Source organism: Burkholderia sp. JPY481 (assembly GCF_038900515.1).
Lineage (GTDB): Bacteria > Pseudomonadota > Gammaproteobacteria > Burkholderiales > Burkholderiaceae > Paraburkholderia > Paraburkholderia youngii.
The window spans coordinates 18,702-34,884 of record NZ_JAYMRT010000010.1 but is presented as its reverse complement, the minus strand read 5'-3'; the positions used below and the strand labels follow the sequence as shown (position 1 = coordinate 34,884).

Sequence of the window (16,183 nt, the reverse complement as noted above, 5' to 3'; positions counted from 1 at the left end):
CGGGTTGGAAATCCCGCATTCAACTAGCGTAGATAGGTTCGAACGAGGGTCACGACATCGTCGATCGACCCCGATGGGGCATCCGCGGATCCCGCAAGGTGCGTGAACTCCTCGCGCAGATGACTTTCGAGCACACCGGCCATCACCCCGTTGATCGCGCCGCGGATGGCAGCCAGTTGCTGGAGCACCGGCGCGCAATCGGCGCCATCCTGCAGCGCGCGCTCGAGCGCGTCCAGCTGGCCGCGGACCCTGCGCACGCGTGTCAGGACGCGTTTCTTTTCTTCGACGGAATGAGGCATGACAGCGACGATGTGTGGATACTAGGGGGCAGTATAGGGCAATACTTTTCGGGAGTATAGCTTTCCGGGGATTCGGCGGCCGAAATACCAGGTGAATAGCCGGACTGCTACCGTGGTGCATCCGGCGCATAATGAATTCCTACTGGTCGTGCCGCGGCGAGGTTGTATGCGCTGCACAAACTGCGGATTCGATAATCTCAGCAGGGCCAGGGTCTGCGAAGCCTGCGTGACCATGCTGACGTGCGTGTGTCCCCGTTGCGGGCGCGGGTCCGCCGCAACCGCCCGATTCTGTAGCAAGTGCGGGGCGCCGCTCAGCGAAACGCCGGAGCCGGCGAGCTCCGTCCAGCAACCACCGCCTGCACCGGTCAACTACACGCCCCATCATCTTGCCGAGCGTATCCGTGCCGAGCACGTCGCGATGGAAGCAAGAGGCGAAACTCGCGCGGCACTACGCGGATATCTGTCGACGCTCCAGCATCGACATTCGCGCGGAGTTTCTCTGAGCAGCCTGCTGACTAAAGCGTCTGGCAGTCGTAGTGAGCTGAAGTGCGCGAAGGAGCAGAGATGACCCACTTGCAGGAACGCTTCGTCGAGTTGTGGACGCGCTGCGGCGGCGCACGCGCTGAGGCGGTCTATGCCGACCTCGCGCAACGTTACGGCGAACCCATTCGTCACTATCACACGCTGCGTCACGTTCGCCGCTGTCTGCGCTATTTCGATGTGGCGCGCAGCGCGATTCCGCATCCTGATCTCGTGGAACTTGCGCTGTGGTGCCACGACATCATCTATGTTCCAGGCGCAAGCGACAACGAACAGCGCAGCGCGGACTGGCTTCGACGCTCGGCCGGCGATCGCATTGCGATGTGTCAGCGCATCTGCGAAATGGTCCTCGCTACCCGTCATATCGGCGCGCCGGAAGAACTCGATGAACGCTTTACGTGCGACATCGACCTCGCTGTGCTAGGCGCCGCGAGATCCCGGTTTCTGGCGGAAGGAGTGCGCGTGCGCAGAGAGCGCTCCGACCTCGACGACCTCGCGTATGACTTGCAGGAACGAAAGTTCCTCGGCAGCCTGCTTGCACGACCTCGCATCTATTTCACGGACTATTTCCACGCGAGATGCGAGATGCGTGCTCGCGGGAATCTCACGTGGCGGCTCGCGTCGGAGACGCCGGGATCGCGGTAGACCCGGACGCGAGAGCGGGGCTCGCAGACCTCAGCGATGTGGCTTGAAAAGGAGACCCCGGCAGCGAACCGCCGGGGTCGTACTTGCCGCGCGCTGCGAAGTCGCCGCAAGCTCTGCACTTCGGGGTGCTTAATCCCGGGATCAATGCAGCATGCCCAACATGGTCCGGTCGTTGAAGTCGTACACTGGAGATCCCGGACCACGTTGATGCCATTGTTGATCTCGCGGCGATGAAAACGAAGCAGCAGATGGCACCGATTGGAGCACAGCAGTTGGAACTAGTGCGCTCGGTGGATTTACCGGGCGCAATGCTTAGAGCCGGGCGCCGCCTGTCGCGTCGATCACCTGTCCCGTAGTCCAGCGTGCGTCATTCGAAGCCAGGAAGGTGATGACGTCAGCGACGTCGTCAGCTCGACCTACTCGCGAGAATACCGACATCGCCTCCGCGCCGGCGCGCGCCTCCGGTACGGTGAGCCACTCCGCATTCATGTCCGTGTCCGTCACGCCCGGCATGACCGTATTGACCGTGATGCCGCGACGCCCGAACTCAGGGGCAAGCGCCAGCGTCAGGGTCTCAACGGCACCTTTCGATGCGGCGTACGCGGGATGCGTTGGAGCGGCGACACGCGTAAAGCCCGTCGAAACGTTGATGATTCGTCCATTGTCGCGAATGTGATCGGAAACGGCCTGGATCAGAAAGAACGGTGCCTTGAAGTTGACCGTCAGCACCTCGTCGAAGGTCGCCTCACTGGTTTCAGACAAGGGAATCCCCGGTGCAATGCCGGCGTTGTTGACCAGAATGTCAAGCCGAGGCTCACCGGTGGCGGCAATCGCGGCTGCCTTGAACTGCTCCCAGATACTGTCCGTTGCTTGTTTCCCGCGGCTCAAGTCCGCTTTGATGGCGACGGCTTTTGCTCCGAGGGCCTCGATCTCGCGAACGGTGGCGTGAGCAGCATCCGCGTTGCTGCCGTAATGCACGCCGATGAGCGCGGCTCCTTCTCGCGCGAAGGCCAGCGCCACAGCACGGCCGATACCCCGCGAGCTTCCCGTTATGATGGCCGTTTTACCTGAAAGTTTTCCAGACATCATTCATTCCTTTTCGAATTGAATAGTGATCGTTATATTAATAACGCTGAAAACACGCTGTCAATGTTTTTTATAGGAATCGCTACAAAATGAGTCACCCCGCCCGAAAACGTGGCAGACCGAGGTTACTGGAGCGCGACGTGGGGCTTGATGTCGCCGCGCGGCTGTTCTGGGAGCATGGATACGAGGGCACCTCGATAGCCGATCTGACCGAGGCCATGGGTATTCCGCCGCCGTCCCTCTACGCAACGTTCGGCTCAAAGGAGGAGCTTTATAGACAGGCGGTCGACCACATTAGCAAGCGTGAGAACGGGAAGTGGCTGGAAGCGCTGCAAGGAGACATGCCCGCCTACGATGCGATAGCGTTCTACCTGCACGACGCCGCGGCACGCTTTACCGACCCCGGAAGGCCGCGCGGCTGCATGATTTCGACGGCTGTTCTTCAATATGCCGAAAAGAGCGAATCCGTCGCACGGGCGGTCGCCGAGCGGCGGGAGTCCTGGTTCCAGGCCGTCAAGGCACGCTTTGACCGTGCCGTCGCCGAGGGTGAGCTTGCCCCGGAGACCGACACTGAAGCTCTCGCCCGCTTTTACGAGGCGGTCGTGCAAGGCATGTCGGCGCAAGCCTGCGACGGGGCATGCAGGGCAATATTGAAGCGACTGGCTGATATTGCGCTGTCGGCATGGCCTCAACCTCAACCTCAACCTCAACCTCAACCTCGTCGCAGGAAACCGGTTGCGTGAGTGGATGGGTCCGGAATTGGCAAGGTCTGCCTGGATATGCGAATCCCGCGCGGCCGGCCACTTGCAGTCTTCGGAGATGGGTTGCCGCGAAATAGTGAAAACCTTCCAGCTATGCTTCTGGAACAGTTTTACGGTCGCATGTCCGATTCCGCGACTCGCACCGGTAAACAACATATAGCGGGTTGGCTTATCCGTGTGTGGCGATTCGGAAAGTTGACTGCTCGATGCGGGTACCGGGTTCATGTTTCGCCGGCGATAGCGCCGTCCTTAAGACGTTGGGGCAATCTGAACCGCGAGACCTCAATGCGTCGCTTCCGCCAGCAGTAGCGCAGCCAGGTCCGCCGGACGATCCAGCATGATGGAGTGACCACACGGAATATCGTGGACCTTCCATCGGGGGGCGTCCTTCAATCGGGCATACGTCTCGACAAACCAATCGCCTCCGTTATCGCTCGCGAATACATAGGTGCGGTTAGCAACGGGTGCCGAATCCACTCCTGCGCGGACGCCTTGAACGAACGTGGCCAGCGGCTGCGGCACCGACATCCTGTCGACCCAGGCGGCGTCTGCTTCATTTACATTGAATAGGGCTGCTGGAATAGGCGGAATCATTCCGCCGGATTGGCCCGCCTGCGTGAGGAAAGCCAGCGCGGTCTCGGCGCCGGTAATATCGACAAGTGACTGCCCATCGGCTGGCGCGTAGGCATCGAGATAGAAAAGCCTGCGGATGCGCTCCCCGATTTCATGCGCTACACCAGTTATGACGAGGCCGCCATACGAGTGACCGCACAAGATTGCGTCGGTGATGTCCTCGTACTTGAAGACATTAACAATGTCCTGAATGTGAGTGTCCAGGTTGATCGCCCGGTCGGCCAGGTGAGAGCGTTCGCCGAGGCCGGTCAGCGTGGGAGTGTAGACATCATGTCCGGCCTCGCGAAGGTGGCGGGCGACTCTTGCGTACACCCAGCCGCCCTGAAAAGCACCATGAACTAGCACGAATTTCGCCATGACGATTGTTCCTTCTGTTTCCTTGTGAGCGATTCACTGCGCCCTGTCTCCGGTACGCGGCTTGGTGGAGATCGGCCACTGGCTGAGCGCGACTCCGAAAACGCAGATAATGGCGCCCAAAATCAGCGTAGGGGTAATGGGTTCATGCCTGAAGGCGACGCCAGCGCCAATCGCGAAGAATGATTGAAGCAACGCGTAGGGGGCAACCCGAGCCATCGAGAATCGGGCTATAAGCCAGAACCAGATCGTAAATGCGACGATTCCGCCGAGCATCACGGTAAAGGCGAAAGCCAGCCACTCTGAACTTGACGCCCTCTGAAGCGCGTCGATCTGCCCACCTTCCACGATCATCGAAAGTCCAAGAAGCTGGAATGCCGTGAAGAGCGATACCCAGGCGAAGAGCATCACAGGATCGAAAGGGCCGAATTTCTTTGCGAGTACGTTGCCCATCGCCAACCCGAAGGCAGACGCGATCACGAATAGAGTCGGAATGGTCGAGACCTTCAACCCCGGATCGGCGATTGACAGGACCACACCGCATAGCGCGAAGCCGACGCCGATCACCATTCGGGCAGAGGGCCTCTCTCCAAGCATTGGCCAGGCAAGCATCAGGGTAAAGGGCGTCCAAAGCTGATTGGCAATCCCGGCGATTCCCGCCGGCGATTGCGTCAATCCTATGAATGAACACGCGAAATTCACCCCTCCCATGAAACAGGAAATCAGGAAGATCGGCCAAATCTCCGGGCCCCGAATTCGTGCCACGAACGGAATAAGAATCGCGGCAATCACGGCAAATCGCAGGCCCGCGAAGAAGAGCGGTGGCAGCACCGTGAGCCCCGCTTTTACGACGACAAACTGAAATCCCCACAGCAAAGGAACAAGCAGCGCCGCTGCTATATGAATAGCTTCCATTGATAACTAAACCAATCAGTCCATAAATAGACGCGGGAAATGCGTCGCGCCTCATCGTCAGCAGTCAACGTGCCAGACTGCTGATCAGTGTCTGCACGGCATCCCTTGCCCTGTCAGATTCGATTCCTGTCTTGCGAACGACACGAAGCCCTTCGAGAAAGCAAACCAGCACGTGAGCCGCCGCCTCGGGGCTAACGTTCCTGCCCAGATCGCCTTCCTTCTGGGCGTGCTTCAACGCTTTGACCAACCGGGCCTCCATCGCCCTAAAGAAATAGGCGATCCGGTTCGAAACCTCGTGATCATGCGCCGCCAATTCCATCGCTGTAGCCACAACCAGGCAGCCGCGCTTGCCGGCAGCACCATTGGTACGCTCGACGTAGCCGTCCATACACGCCTTTAGCCCCGCCAGAGCTTTCTGCCCTGAGGCAAGCTCAAAGTCGAGACGTTTGAGCGCCTGCACGATGTAGTGATCGAGGGCGAGCAGGAAAAGACCGTGTTTGTCGCCAAAGGCTGCGTACAGACTCCCTCGGGAGAGCCCGGTCGCTTGCATCAGGTCCGGCAAAGACGTGCCTTGATAGCCGAGCGTCCAGAAGACCTGCATTGCACGCTCGATAGTGTGGTCGACGTCGAACTCGCGGGGACGTCCTCGCTGCCGGTCGGTGATGGAGTTTACGTTACGCATGCTCAATTTATAAACCGCGCAGTCCAGAAAAGTCAATGAAGATTTGCAAAGCTCATCTGTATGAGCATGCACGCTCTACGGTGGTTCGCGTTTCGTCACGGCACGCAGGCTTGCGCGGCGCGAATCATTGCCCGAAGGCTCGTTTGCACATCCGCGTCAGTGGTGGCCCAACTGGAGACACTGATTCGCATGGCGACGCGGCCCTGCCATACTGTGCCGCCACACCAGCAAATGCCCTCGGCCTGAAGACGGTTGATCACGGCGCGCGTCACCTCCGGCGTACCAAATGAGACGAGCACCTGGTTGAGTACGACACGATTCAGGATTTCAAAGCCACTGGCCTCGAGACCTTGGGCAAAAATTCGGGCATACCGGCAGGTACGTTCGACTAGCCCCGCAACGCCATCTTTGCCCAGGTTAAGAAGCGCGGCCCAGATATCCACACCGCGCGCTCGTCTCGAGGATTCCGGCGTGTAGTGCGACGGTTCCCGCTCAGTCGCGTCGCCCTCTGCCAGGTACGCGGCATTCAACGACATTGCCGCACGCAGAGTGGCGGCTCTGCGCACTAGAACGATGCCATTGTCATACGGTACGTTGAGCCATTTATGCCCATCCGTCGCCCAGGAGTCGGCTTCGGCCACGCCATCCGTCAGACTGTCGAACTGACGATTTGCAAGCGCCCATAGCCCGAATGCACCATCAACATGGACCCAGGCACCGGCTTTCTTCGCGAGGCGGCATATCTCGCGCGCCGGATCGAAATCGCCGGTATTGACGTTGCCAGCCTGGATGCACACGATCGTTTGCTCATCCAGTTCCGGAAGTTCGCTGACTCGCATCCGGCCCTGGTGATCTGTTGGCACTACGATGACCCGCTCGCGTCCGAGTCCTAACATCGACAACGCCTTGGAAACGGTCACGTGAGTCTCTTTACTGACGACTACACGGAGTTCCGGAGCGCCGTAGAGTCCCTTCGCCTCCACGTCCCAGCCCAGGCGGGATAGCAGGGAGTGGCGTGCTGCTGCCAGCGCCGCAAAGTTGGCCATCGACGCACCCGTAACGAAGGCTCCTCCGACGTCGTCCGGCAAGCCGAACAGATCGCCGATCCAGCGTAGCGCAACGTCTTCGAGCGTTGCCGCGATCGGCGAAGTCCATCGAAAGCACGCGTTTTGATCCCAGGCAGTCGCGAGCCAGTTCGCTGCGATGGTTGCGGGCAGCGCGCCGCCGATCACCAAACCGAAGTACCGTCCGCCCGTTGTCGCGACGGTAGCGGGGGACCCAGCCTCGTCGAGGCGGCGCAAGACTTCACGTGCATCCAGCCCGGCGTCTGGCAATGTGTGCCGGAAGTCATTCAGGCCTTGCAATGCCTGAGTAGAAACGTTGACCGGCCTGTCATGCACAGACTGAACATAAGCGAGCGCACGTTGCCCGGCGTCCTGCAGCAGTTCAGCGGTCGGGGTCAGTCCGGCTGCTTTTGCACTTTCGTCGAGTTTCATATGGTTCGTTCCGGAGGTTTAGGCATACGACCATGCGGGCGCAATAGAAACCGGTCACGTTTGTCGAGCAGCGACTTGCGACCAACGTTACCCGAGCGACGCTGGGTCGCTCACTACCTTGGTCTGATATTGCGCACGCAATGATGCAGCGAAAATCGTGTCTATGTCGCGCGGAATACCCGGGCGGGTGAACAGCGCAACGGGTGGCAAGGTCCAGTCGAACGCATAGGGGACAATCGCCACGCCCGCAATCCGTACGAGTTCTTCCGCGATGTCTGCCGGCATGATGGACACGGCGTTCTCGTTCAATGCGACCGTCTCGCCAATCAGCCGCGGCGATAGGCTTTCGACAACAGGAAAGGGCGGTGTGACGCCGGCGTGCAGGAACAGATCGGATATCTGGTCGCGCATCGGGGTTTGCGATGCACCGAGAATCCAGTCGAGTTCGGCGAGTTTTCGCCAGTTCATTGCGCTGCGTGAGAGTCTGGCAGCGAGGCGCCGGGAAGCGATCAAACGGGGTTTTTGCTGATGAATCACTTCGAAATGAAGATCATCGAGATCGACGCTCGACGATGCACGTCCGATCACAATGTCGAGTGTATGGTCGCGCAATTGGGACATTAGCCCTTCGCTCGTGCCTTCGTGGATGGAAAAAGTGAGCCGCTGCGTAATCTGCGACTGCGTATGACGGATTGCCGCCGCCAGAGTCTTTCCTGAAATGAAGGAAATCACGCCGATGTGAAACCGCGTCGCGTGACCGGAGATCAGCGCGCCGACATCGGATGCGAGGTGGTCGAGATCGTGCAGCATCGACTCAGCGCGTGAGAGGACGGTCGTGCCGAGCGCGGTCGGAATCATGCCGCGTGACGAACGCTCGAACAGCGAACCACCGAACATATCTTCCAGTTCAGCGAGCGCATTCGTGATGGCAGGCTGGCTGCTCGCCATGTGCTCGGCTACGCGTGTGAGAGAGCCATGTTGCCGTATTTGCAGCAGCAACATGAGATGGCGCATTTTCAGGCGTGCACTCAAGCGCCTTATCACTTCGTCCGTGTTGAATGACACGATAGGGCGAATCCAGACATAACCAAAAGGTGATGCCCCGATAATAAAACAAAATAAACCTCGCATGCCTCGTTCCTAGAATGTGTTTCATGACGATCAGCCGGGATGGGCCCGGCGCACACATAGGAGCACGGCACAAATGGACAGGACCGAACGCGAGGCAGCCCTGCAGTATCACGAGTTTCCTACGCGGGGGAAGATATCGGTGAGCGCAAGCAAACCGCTCGTCACGCAGCGGGATCTCGCACTCGCCTATACGCCCGGCGTCGCCGTCGCATGCGAGGAAATCGCGGCGGACCCGCGCGAGTCGTTTCGCTACACGAGCCGAGGGAACCTGGTCGGCGTGATCACGAACGGCTCGGCGGTGCTGGGTCTCGGCAACATCGGTGCGCTTGCGTCCAAGCCGGTGATGGAGGGCAAGGCGGTCCTGTTCAAGAAGTTCGCGGGCATTGACGTCTTCGACATCGAAATTACCGAGAGCGATCCCAACAAGCTCGTGGATATTATCGCGAGTCTCGAAGCAACATTTGGCGGGATCAATCTGGAGGACATCAAGGCGCCCGATTGCTTTATCGTCGAGCAAAAGCTGCGCGACCGTATGAAGATTCCCGTTTTCCATGACGACCAGCACGGTACTGCGATCACCGTGTCCGCTGCGTTTCTCAACGGTCTGAAAGTGGTGGGCAAGGACATCTCGAAGGTGAAGGTCGTCACTTCAGGCGCAGGTGCCGCGGCGCTCGCGTGTCTCGAACTGATGGTCGATCTCGGGCTGCCGCGCGAAAACGTCTGGGTGACCGACATCGAAGGTGTGGTCTATCAAGGACGCAAGGCAGCGATGGACCCCGACAAGGCGCGCTTTGCACAGGCCACGTCGGCGCGGCTGCTGTCCGATGTCATCGAAGGCGCCGACGTGTTCCTTGGTCTTTCGGTGGGTGGCGTGCTGACCGCGGAGATGGTGAAGCAGATGGGGCCGCGTCCGCTGATTCTCGCGCTCGCCAATCCGACGCCGGAGATCTTTCCCGAGAAAGTGCGCGAGGCCCGTGATGACGCGGTGATCGCGACGGGCCGTTCGGACTATCCGAATCAGGTCAACAATGTCCTGTGCTTTCCCTATGTGTTCCGCGGTGCGCTCGACGTTGGTGCGACCACCATCACGCGGAACATGGAAGTGGCCGCCGTTCAAGCGATTGCCGGCCTCGCGCAAGAGGAACCGAACGACTCCGTCGCCGCCGCCTATGGTGCGTACGATCTTTCCTTCGGGCCGCAGTATCTGATTCCAAAGCCGTTCGATTCGCGGCTTATCGTGCGCATCGCACCCGCGGTCGCAAAGGCCGCGATGGAGGACGGCGTGGCTACGCGCCCGATTGCCGATTTCGACGCTTACGCGGATCAGCTTCAGCAGTTCGTCTATCACTCCGGCGCGTTCATGAAACCGCTGTTCTCGGCCGCGAAGCAATTCGTGCGCGAGGGTGGAAACTCGCGCATTGTCTTCACCGAGGGCGAGGAGGAGCGTGTTCTGAGGGCGGTTCAGGTGATCGTCGACGAGAAGCTGGCGCGGCCGATTCTTGTCGGCCGGCCGGAAGTGCTGCTGTCGAGAATAGAGAAATTCGGGCTGCGGCTGAAGCTGGGCGAGGACGTCGAGGTCACGAATCCAGAAAACGACGAACGCTTTCATCAATACTGGACGACGTATTGGGAACTGCGGTGCCGCGATGGGATCACGAAGGAAATGGCGCGGGTTGAAATGCGCCGCCGCCTGACGCTGATCGGCGCCATGATGGTACGACTGGGCGACGCGGACGGGATGATATGTGGCACCGTCGGTGCTTATCACAAGCATCTGCGCTTCATCGACGAAGTGATCGGCAGGAAACCCGACGCACAAACTTATGCGGCCATGAATATCCTGCTGCTCGACAAGCGCACGCTGGCACTCGTCGATACACACGTCAACGACAACCCGACTGCCGAACAGATCGCGGAGTTCACCATTGCGGCCTCAGCGCAAATGGCATGGTTGAATCTGTCGCCCAAAGTTGCGTTGTTATCGCGTTCGAACTTTGGCTCGGGCAGTTCCGCGTCGGGCGAGAAGATGCGCAAAGTACTCGCACTCGTCAGCGAAAAGGCACCCGACCTCGAGATCGACGGCGAAATGCACGGAGATTGCGCGCTGGATGAAGCGCTGCGTCAGCGTGTTTTGCCCACGTCGCGACTGAAGGGCGCGGCCAATCTGCTGGTCTGTCCGAATGTCGACTCGGCAAATATTGCGTATAACCTGCTGAAGACCGAGGCAGGAAGTAATGTCGCCGTGGGGCCGTTCCTGCTCGGCGTCAACGCGCCCGTCAACATACTGACGTCCAGTTCGACGGTTCGTCGAATCATCAATATGGCCGCGCTCACGGTGTTGCAGGCAAATCGCGACTAGCTAGCTAGCTGTCGTCAAGGAAGTTCACGGTGGCCTGGTTGAATGACTTTGGATTCTGGGTCGCGTCTCTTCGTTGACAACCTGCTTCGATAAGCCGGGCGACGGCCATCATGGCTACAACTGGCGGACTTCTCAAATAGCTCATCCTCAAATGGCTCGCGCAGTCGATTCAGAGCATCGCTGACGGACGACTGCGTAATCTCAAGCCTTTCTGCGGCCCGCGTGACATACCTCCCGGTCATGACAGGATCGAATACTCCCATCAGATTTCAGGTCGAGCCGGATACGTGCGGGATCGACTTTCGCTGAATAAGGGATTTCCCTCGATCGAATGCGTGGCACATTCTTTCTGCCGCAACGGCTGGCGCGCCGTTTAGTCGGGAGCGCCGATGTCGGGGGACACGCCCGTTCGATCATCAATATCTCCTCGGCGACGCATTTCTGATCGCTTGATCGCTCCCAACAGAGCGGAGTACTGCATCTCGAAGTAGGCATTGACCACGGTAACGAAACTTTTCGCCGCCGGACTCGGCGAGCTTGGCGTACCGGTGTACGAGGTACGGCCGTGAATCTTTCGAACCAGAATGACGGAAGTCGCACAGGCCGACTACGACGAGAAGATTCGACGAGGATTTTCGCCAATCGCGCGATGGGGGACAGTGGACGAGATCGGCAAGGCCGTCGCGTCGTTGGCGTTGGGCTGTTTGCCGTTTAGCACCGGAGACGCTTTGCATATCGATGGAGGTCTTCACATTCATCGACTCTGAATTCGGAGAGTCGATCGAAGAGATCTGCGTCATCGCGATCGGTGATGGTGCCTTGCCAAAAGACCACGTCCAACCCGTCTGGCCTCGGGCATGATGCTCGCACATCTGCATCAACCACATTGATGGAGCGCGACGAAGCAATGCAACCAGACCAGGCGACGGCTGGTCCGCGGACGCTTTGCGACAAGATCTGTCCGGGCCGGATCTTCGGCGTGTCCCAGAAGCGCCAGGGCGAAGTCAAGTCGGCGAAAGACCTGAAGGGCATGCGTATCGGCGTGAGCGCGCCGGGTTCGAGCACGCACATGGCGGTCAACTACATTCTGCATAAGGCGGGGCTGCAGCCGACGGACGTTGCGATCATCGATGTGGGCCAGGCGGCGGGCGCAGTCGCGGCGGTGCGGGCAGGGCAATTCGATGCGCTGATCGTCAACGATCCGAGCGCCACGATCCTGACGAAGGACGGCAGCCTCAAGCCGCTCGAGAACATGCGCACGGCCGAGGGCAACGTCAAGGTGTTCGGCTCCGATTACCCCGAGTCCAGCCTATTCGCGACGCAGGACTTCATCAGCAAGAATCCGAAGACGGTGCGAGCATGGCGGTTTTTTTGACCACGTTTCGCCGCTTCGCCTTCCCTGTAACGTCGCTGGCTTCGCTTTCGAAACGACAGGGCTACGCGTTCCCGCGATTCCCGTGTCGCCCTACGTGTCGGCGGGCGGCGTGTTTTCGGGCGACCTCGACCATACTTCGATCTTGCAACTGCTGGCGGAAAAGTTCGATTCGCACAAGGCTTACTCGCCGGCTGTTTCAGCGCGCAATGCGTACCCAGCCTGAGCAGCGCGCTGAACACCTCGGCGACAGCCGGTTCCCCGCCTGCTCTCGCGGGCGACGATAAGGTGTCATTCAAGACCACGTTCAACGGGGAGTTGAAGACGGGCCAGTCCGACGTAAATCAGGGGTTTCATGCGGTCGCACTTGGCGACGACGTACTATCATGCAATCGAAGGGAAGTCCACGCACTATGACCAAGTCGCTTAAAACACGATTGACACTTCCTGCCGCGGTGCTTTTGCTCGCTGGCTGTGTCGTCGGCGGCACGCCATATACCGGGCGGCATCTCAGCCCGGCAGAGTGCCGCGATCTGGCGGCGCTCAAAACCAACGCGCCTCCGACCTTGGCACAGCACCAGAATGAACTCGCGGCTCTGAGGAAAGCCGGTTACGACCCGTCGCCGTGGAATGACGACCCGTACTATCCGGATGATCTGCAAGCGGCCCAGCGCCTGGTCGACTATTGGTTCCAAACCGAGTGCCTGCCGCATTGATTGCGGTTGGGCAGGCGTCTTCGGCTATCAACCGCTTACTGCGTCTTCGTCAAATCCTGCCCGATTGCTGCGACGACCGCCTGTTCGCAATCCTTGAGGCCTGCTACCGACTGGTCGAACTGGTCGGTCAGCGTGCCGAAGCTGCCAAAACGATATTTGGCGTCTGCTTCGATATGAATCGAATTGGCCTTGATGTCCCAGCCGCAAGCGAATGTCTTAAAGTACATGTCCTGCATGGACTTCGAATCGAGCAGGCGCGCACGGATAACGACCCACGGAATGAAGTCGCTCGTATTCGGTGGGGATGCATAGCCAAACGAAGTAATCCATACATTCAGGATGGCATCCGCGTCGGTCTTGATATCTGAGAAGTCGTCTGACTTGCCATCGCTTGCGAGCTTGACGCTCTGGCCATGCAACGCAACGATCTGATAGCCGGCATTGGAAAGTCGCTCTGTAAGCCCATTGTCAACAACGGGAGCGAAAACGATTTTTTCGCTCGCGACACGCTGCGTGTACGTACTCGTATGATTGGCGTTGACCCCTGCTTGCACCAATCCACCAATCAGTCCAAATGCTCCGGCAGCGCCACCGAAGTTCACCACGCTCTCTCCGCGCGGTTCCTTGACGTCCAACATGGCGATCGTATGGAGCTTTTGTCGATTGCTGGCGGCAAGGTCGGTTTTCGGAAGCGAAGCGCAACCGGTGAGCAGTGTTGTGACGACAAACCCCGCGGCGAGTAAGAACTTTGAAAGTGCTTTGGTCTTCATGATTCTGTATCTGTGGATTGAGAGCGTCGACGCCCAGCGCCTTTGAATAATGACCATCCCGGGAAATCAGGAACCGGCAAACCGTTTATCGGCATCACTGCTATGAACTTTAGAACTGCAACGGGGAGCAACGCGCTTGCCGATCCACGAGGACCTCGAACACTATTGCGCGCGTCCGGAGTCGACAAGCAGCAGTTTTACGCGGCACGATTGGAAATCTCGAATCGATGCAATTTTCGCGCTTCGTGTTCTATTTCTATTCGCGTCGAGTGCAGCGGATCGTGCCAGCGCTGGTGGTGTGCCTGCTGGTGACCGGCTTGTTTTCAGCACTGTTCATTCCAAACGCATGGCTGAGCGATACCAACAAATACACCGGCTTCTTTGCTTTCTTTGGGTTGAGCAATCTGGTGCTCGCGTTCATCGGTGATGACTATTTTTCACCACGCGCCGAATTCAACCCATACCTGCATACCTGGTCGCTTGGGGTAGAAGAGCAGTTTTACCTGATCTTTCCGTTGCTTTTCTTCATGTGGGTGAGCAAACGTCCGAGAAAATCGCTTTGCGTTGTTCTGTTCGCCGGCGGGTTCGCTCTGTCCGTGTTGAGCGCATGGTGGCTTTCGAGACGGAATGAAGGGATCGACTTTTACCTGATTCCAGGGCGTTTTTGGGAATTGGCATCCGGTATCCTGCTATACCAGTTGCTCGCGCTCGCGAAGCGCCCGCTCGGCGTGATCGACCGCAATGGGACGCTGGTTTCGATGGCGTTGCTCGGCGGTTCGCTGGTGCTGCTTGCGGCCGGTTTCAACGGCTTGCGCCCGCAGCAGCTTCCTTTTCCGGGTGCGCTGCTGCCGGTTGCCGGCACGCTTGGCGTACTGTATGCGCTGCACGGAAGAGAGCCGCGGGATTGGCTGCACAAGCTGCTCATTTCACCAGCGGTGACTTTCGTCGGCAAGATCTCATATTCGCTTTATCTCTGGCACTGGCCTGTGATCGTGCTGCTGCGGTGGACGACGGGGCTCGATGCGCCAGTCTGGCGGGTGCTTGCGGCCGTACTGACCTTCGCACTGGCGACAGCGTCCTGGTACTACGTCGAGAATCCGGTGCGGCGCTCGGCGGTCCTCAAAGGCATGCGGCGTCCCGCTGTCGTAGGTGCGGGCGTAGCTGCGTTGATGTGCGGAGCGCTGTTGTGGGCAGGCATTCAGGTAGCCCAGCTGAATCTGTCGCTGAGCGTGGTGTCACAACGTGCCGACGACTGGTATCCGAGCCGCCCCCTTGAGGCCAGCACTGACGGATGTCTGGACACGTGGGATAGGACCAAGCTCAACGGGGGGCGCTTATGGACGTATTCACGTGCGGGATGTTCGCTTCCGGCGACCTATCGCGGGCGCCTGTACGTGATCGGCGATTCGCATGCGATGGCCTACAACAGGATGTTGCGCGAATTCGCCCGGGATACTGGCGTGAAGGTCTTCGCGTACAACAATGGCGGCTGTCCGTTCATGGTTTTGCTGCCGCGCAAACAGGATGAGGTGGAGAGCTGTGCGCCGGAGACAGATGCGGCACTCGCTCAAATCGAGGCACAGGTCAGGCCAGGTGACGTGATCTTCCTGCCTTCGCTGCGACTGCCACGTTTCTCCGACGAGTGGGCCCGCTTCGACGACTCGAGCGCCCGGGACTACATGTTTGGTCCAGAGGCCGTGAAAAGCCGGGTAGACGGCGTGCGAGAGGCCATTCCAATCTTGCAGAAACTGGCAGCCAAAGGGGCGAAGGTCATCCTGGAGGGACCCACACCCGAGTTTCGGAGCCAGCCGTTCCGATGCTCGGACTGGTTCAATCGCGACAATCCGATCTGTTCCGGCGGCGACAGCATCGCGCGTGAGGATCTGGAAGCCTTGCGGGCGCCGGTGCTCGAATCGTATGCTCACATCGTGCAGGCGGTCCCTGAAGTTAGCGTATGGGACCCGTTGCCACCACTGTGCCCAGATTCGGTCTGCTCAACGCACACCGCCGACGGCCGGCCGCTCGTCTTCGATGGCGATCACCTCAGCGGCTATGCGAACAGGCTTCTGCTGCCAAGCTTTAAGCAGGTCGTCAGCAAGCTTATGGAAGCGGGGTCCGCGAGCTGAGTGCTGACTACCGCTCTGCCAATAGCGTCAGGGGACAATCGGCCAAATTGCGCAAGTCGATGCCCACATCCAGATCGCCGACGATCTGTAGCGAGAACTGATTAGTGACAATGGTCGGCCTTATCGAAATTGTCCGAAACGCCTTTATTCATTTTCGTTGGATTTCCTGAAGCAGACTTGCCAGGGCACCGACCTTGGGCTGCTGAGTGTCTTTGCGCCAGATGCAGGTCTGCAACGTTGTGCGAGACACGGCCGGCCATTGGTCGCGCACTGCAGTGTCACGACCGATACTCTAATG

Annotated in this window: 18 protein-coding genes; 9 read left to right on the top strand and 9 right to left on the bottom strand. The window is 59.2% G+C overall.

Annotation, left to right across the window (positions count from 1 at the left end; genetic code table 11):
* Window positions 1–23: 23 nt before the first annotated feature.
* On the bottom strand, window positions 24–299 hold the full coding sequence (gene frmR / locus VSR82_RS22955; RefSeq protein WP_368581437.1) for a formaldehyde-responsive transcriptional repressor FrmR: 276 nt from the start codon (window positions 297–299) through the stop codon (window positions 24–26).
* A 166-nt stretch (window positions 300–465) separates the two neighbouring features.
* Between frmR and VSR82_RS22950 the strand changes: the two genes are divergently transcribed.
* Together VSR82_RS22950 and VSR82_RS22945 are read left to right on the top strand one after the other, a co-directional pair.
* Entirely contained in the window at window positions 466–867 is a 402-nt protein-coding gene (locus VSR82_RS22950; protein WP_498858093.1) for a zinc ribbon domain-containing protein, read from the top strand.
* Window positions 864–1,484 carry an HD domain-containing protein gene (locus VSR82_RS22945; protein WP_410848362.1) on the top strand — a complete coding sequence of 207 codons (621 nt, stop codon included), beginning with the start codon at window positions 864–866 and terminating at the stop codon, window positions 1,482–1,484. The genes VSR82_RS22950 and VSR82_RS22945 overlap by 4 nt, the downstream gene beginning before the upstream one ends.
* Window positions 1,485–1,796: 312 nt before the next feature.
* On the opposite strand, the gene VSR82_RS22940 is transcribed toward VSR82_RS22945, so the two are convergent.
* Entirely contained in the window at window positions 1,797–2,570 is a 774-nt protein-coding gene (locus VSR82_RS22940) for an SDR family oxidoreductase (RefSeq protein WP_429463359.1), read from the bottom strand.
* A gap of 140 nt (window positions 2,571–2,710) precedes the next feature.
* Between VSR82_RS22940 and VSR82_RS22935 the strand changes: the two genes are divergently transcribed.
* The gene (locus tag VSR82_RS22935; protein ID WP_498858092.1) at window positions 2,711–3,313 is read left to right on the top strand and encodes a TetR/AcrR family transcriptional regulator; all 603 of its coding nucleotides are present in this window, start codon (window positions 2,711–2,713) and stop codon (window positions 3,311–3,313) included.
* Window positions 3,314–3,613: 300 nt separating this feature from the next.
* Here the strand turns inward: VSR82_RS22935 and VSR82_RS22930 are convergent, their stop codons facing one another.
* From VSR82_RS22930 to VSR82_RS22910, 5 genes are all read right to left on the bottom strand, one after another.
* Window positions 3,614–4,321 (bottom strand): alpha/beta fold hydrolase, encoded by a 708-nt coding sequence (locus tag VSR82_RS22930; RefSeq protein WP_429463363.1) that lies wholly within the window; start codon window positions 4,319–4,321, stop codon window positions 3,614–3,616.
* Window positions 4,322–4,354: 33 nt separating this feature from the next.
* Entirely contained in the window at window positions 4,355–5,233 is an 879-nt protein-coding gene (locus tag VSR82_RS22925) for a DMT family transporter (protein WP_429463365.1), read from the bottom strand.
* A gap of 64 nt (window positions 5,234–5,297) precedes the next feature.
* Entirely contained in the window at window positions 5,298–5,915 is a 618-nt protein-coding gene (locus tag VSR82_RS22920) for a TetR/AcrR family transcriptional regulator (protein WP_410842392.1), read from the bottom strand.
* A 95-nt stretch (window positions 5,916–6,010) separates the two neighbouring features.
* A complete protein-coding gene (locus VSR82_RS22915; RefSeq protein WP_429463367.1) occupies window positions 6,011–7,411 on the bottom strand; it encodes a pyridoxal phosphate-dependent decarboxylase family protein in 1,401 nt (466 codons plus the stop codon).
* Between the two features lie 87 nt (window positions 7,412–7,498).
* On the bottom strand, window positions 7,499–8,425 hold the full coding sequence (locus VSR82_RS22910) for a LysR family transcriptional regulator (protein ID WP_429463687.1): 927 nt from the start codon (window positions 8,423–8,425) through the stop codon (window positions 7,499–7,501).
* Window positions 8,426–8,615: 190 nt separating this feature from the next.
* Here VSR82_RS22910 and VSR82_RS22905 point away from each other — a divergent pair, with 190 nt between their 5' ends.
* Window positions 8,616–10,901 carry an NADP-dependent malic enzyme gene (locus tag VSR82_RS22905; protein ID WP_368581446.1) on the top strand — a complete coding sequence of 762 codons (2,286 nt, stop codon included), beginning with the start codon at window positions 8,616–8,618 and terminating at the stop codon, window positions 10,899–10,901.
* 14 nt (window positions 10,902–10,915) lie between these two features.
* Here VSR82_RS22905 and VSR82_RS22900 read toward each other — a convergent pair whose 3' ends face one another.
* Window positions 10,916–11,164 carry a LysR family transcriptional regulator gene (locus VSR82_RS22900; RefSeq protein WP_429463369.1) on the bottom strand — a complete coding sequence of 83 codons (249 nt, stop codon included), beginning with the start codon at window positions 11,162–11,164 and terminating at the stop codon, window positions 10,916–10,918.
* 321 nt (window positions 11,165–11,485) lie between these two features.
* On the opposite strand from VSR82_RS22900, the gene VSR82_RS22895 reads away from it, so the two are divergent.
* The 4 genes from VSR82_RS22895 (at window position 11,486) to VSR82_RS22880 (ending at window position 12,989) form a co-directional block, all read left to right on the top strand.
* The gene (locus VSR82_RS22895) at window positions 11,486–11,668 is read left to right on the top strand and encodes a hypothetical protein (RefSeq protein WP_429463371.1); all 183 of its coding nucleotides are present in this window, start codon (window positions 11,486–11,488) and stop codon (window positions 11,666–11,668) included.
* Between the two features lie 212 nt (window positions 11,669–11,880).
* A complete protein-coding gene (locus VSR82_RS22890; protein WP_429463373.1) occupies window positions 11,881–12,276 on the top strand; it encodes an ABC transporter substrate-binding protein in 396 nt (131 codons plus the stop codon).
* Window positions 12,194–12,499: an alkaline phosphatase family protein gene (locus tag VSR82_RS22885; RefSeq protein ID WP_498858124.1), complete on the top strand. Its 306-nt coding sequence runs from the start codon at window positions 12,194–12,196 to the stop codon at window positions 12,497–12,499. The genes VSR82_RS22890 and VSR82_RS22885 overlap by 83 nt, the downstream gene beginning before the upstream one ends.
* A gap of 187 nt (window positions 12,500–12,686) precedes the next feature.
* A complete protein-coding gene (locus VSR82_RS22880; protein WP_429463375.1) occupies window positions 12,687–12,989 on the top strand; it encodes a DUF4148 domain-containing protein in 303 nt (100 codons plus the stop codon).
* Window positions 12,990–13,024: 35 nt separating this feature from the next.
* On the opposite strand, the gene VSR82_RS22875 is transcribed toward VSR82_RS22880, so the two are convergent.
* Complete coding sequence (locus VSR82_RS22875; protein WP_410848372.1) at window positions 13,025–13,759, bottom strand: hypothetical protein; 735 nt, start codon at window positions 13,757–13,759, stop codon at window positions 13,025–13,027.
* A gap of 227 nt (window positions 13,760–13,986) precedes the next feature.
* Here VSR82_RS22875 and VSR82_RS22870 point away from each other — a divergent pair, with 227 nt between their 5' ends.
* Window positions 13,987–15,885, top strand: a complete 1,899-nt coding sequence (locus VSR82_RS22870) for an acyltransferase family protein (protein WP_429463377.1) — start codon at window positions 13,987–13,989, stop codon at window positions 15,883–15,885.
* Window positions 15,886–16,183: the final 298 nt, after the last annotated feature.

Excerpts from the sequence above, each read along its gene's own strand:
- frmR (WP_368581437.1), bottom strand. The coding sequence starts at position 299 with ATGCCTCATTCCGTCGAAGAAAAGAAACGCGTCCTGACACGCGTGCGC.
- VSR82_RS22950 (WP_498858093.1), top strand. The coding sequence starts at position 466 with ATGCGCTGCACAAACTGCGGATTCGATAATCTCAGCAGGGCCAGGGTC.
- VSR82_RS22945 (WP_410848362.1), top strand. The coding sequence starts at position 864 with ATGACCCACTTGCAGGAACGCTTCGTCGAGTTGTGGACGCGCTGCGGC.
- VSR82_RS22940 (WP_429463359.1), bottom strand. The coding sequence starts at position 2,570 with ATGTCTGGAAAACTTTCAGGTAAAACGGCCATCATAACGGGAAGCTCG.
- VSR82_RS22930 (WP_429463363.1), bottom strand. The coding sequence starts at position 4,321 with ATGGCGAAATTCGTGCTAGTTCATGGTGCTTTTCAGGGCGGCTGGGTG.
- VSR82_RS22925 (WP_429463365.1), bottom strand. The coding sequence starts at position 5,233 with ATGGAAGCTATTCATATAGCAGCGGCGCTGCTTGTTCCTTTGCTGTGG.
- VSR82_RS22920 (WP_410842392.1), bottom strand. The coding sequence starts at position 5,915 with ATGCGTAACGTAAACTCCATCACCGACCGGCAGCGAGGACGTCCCCGC.
- VSR82_RS22915 (WP_429463367.1), bottom strand. The coding sequence starts at position 7,411 with ATGAAACTCGACGAAAGTGCAAAAGCAGCCGGACTGACCCCGACCGCT.
- VSR82_RS22910 (WP_429463687.1), bottom strand. The coding sequence starts at position 8,425 with ATGCGCCATCTCATGTTGCTGCTGCAAATACGGCAACATGGCTCTCTC.
- VSR82_RS22905 (WP_368581446.1), top strand. The coding sequence starts at position 8,616 with ATGGACAGGACCGAACGCGAGGCAGCCCTGCAGTATCACGAGTTTCCT.
- VSR82_RS22900 (WP_429463369.1), bottom strand. The coding sequence starts at position 11,164 with ATGGGAGTATTCGATCCTGTCATGACCGGGAGGTATGTCACGCGGGCC.
- VSR82_RS22895 (WP_429463371.1), top strand. The coding sequence starts at position 11,486 with ATGACGGAAGTCGCACAGGCCGACTACGACGAGAAGATTCGACGAGGA.
- VSR82_RS22880 (WP_429463375.1), top strand. The coding sequence starts at position 12,687 with ATGACCAAGTCGCTTAAAACACGATTGACACTTCCTGCCGCGGTGCTT.
- VSR82_RS22875 (WP_410848372.1), bottom strand. The coding sequence starts at position 13,759 with ATGAAGACCAAAGCACTTTCAAAGTTCTTACTCGCCGCGGGGTTTGTC.
- VSR82_RS22870 (WP_429463377.1), top strand. The coding sequence starts at position 13,987 with ATGCAATTTTCGCGCTTCGTGTTCTATTTCTATTCGCGTCGAGTGCAG.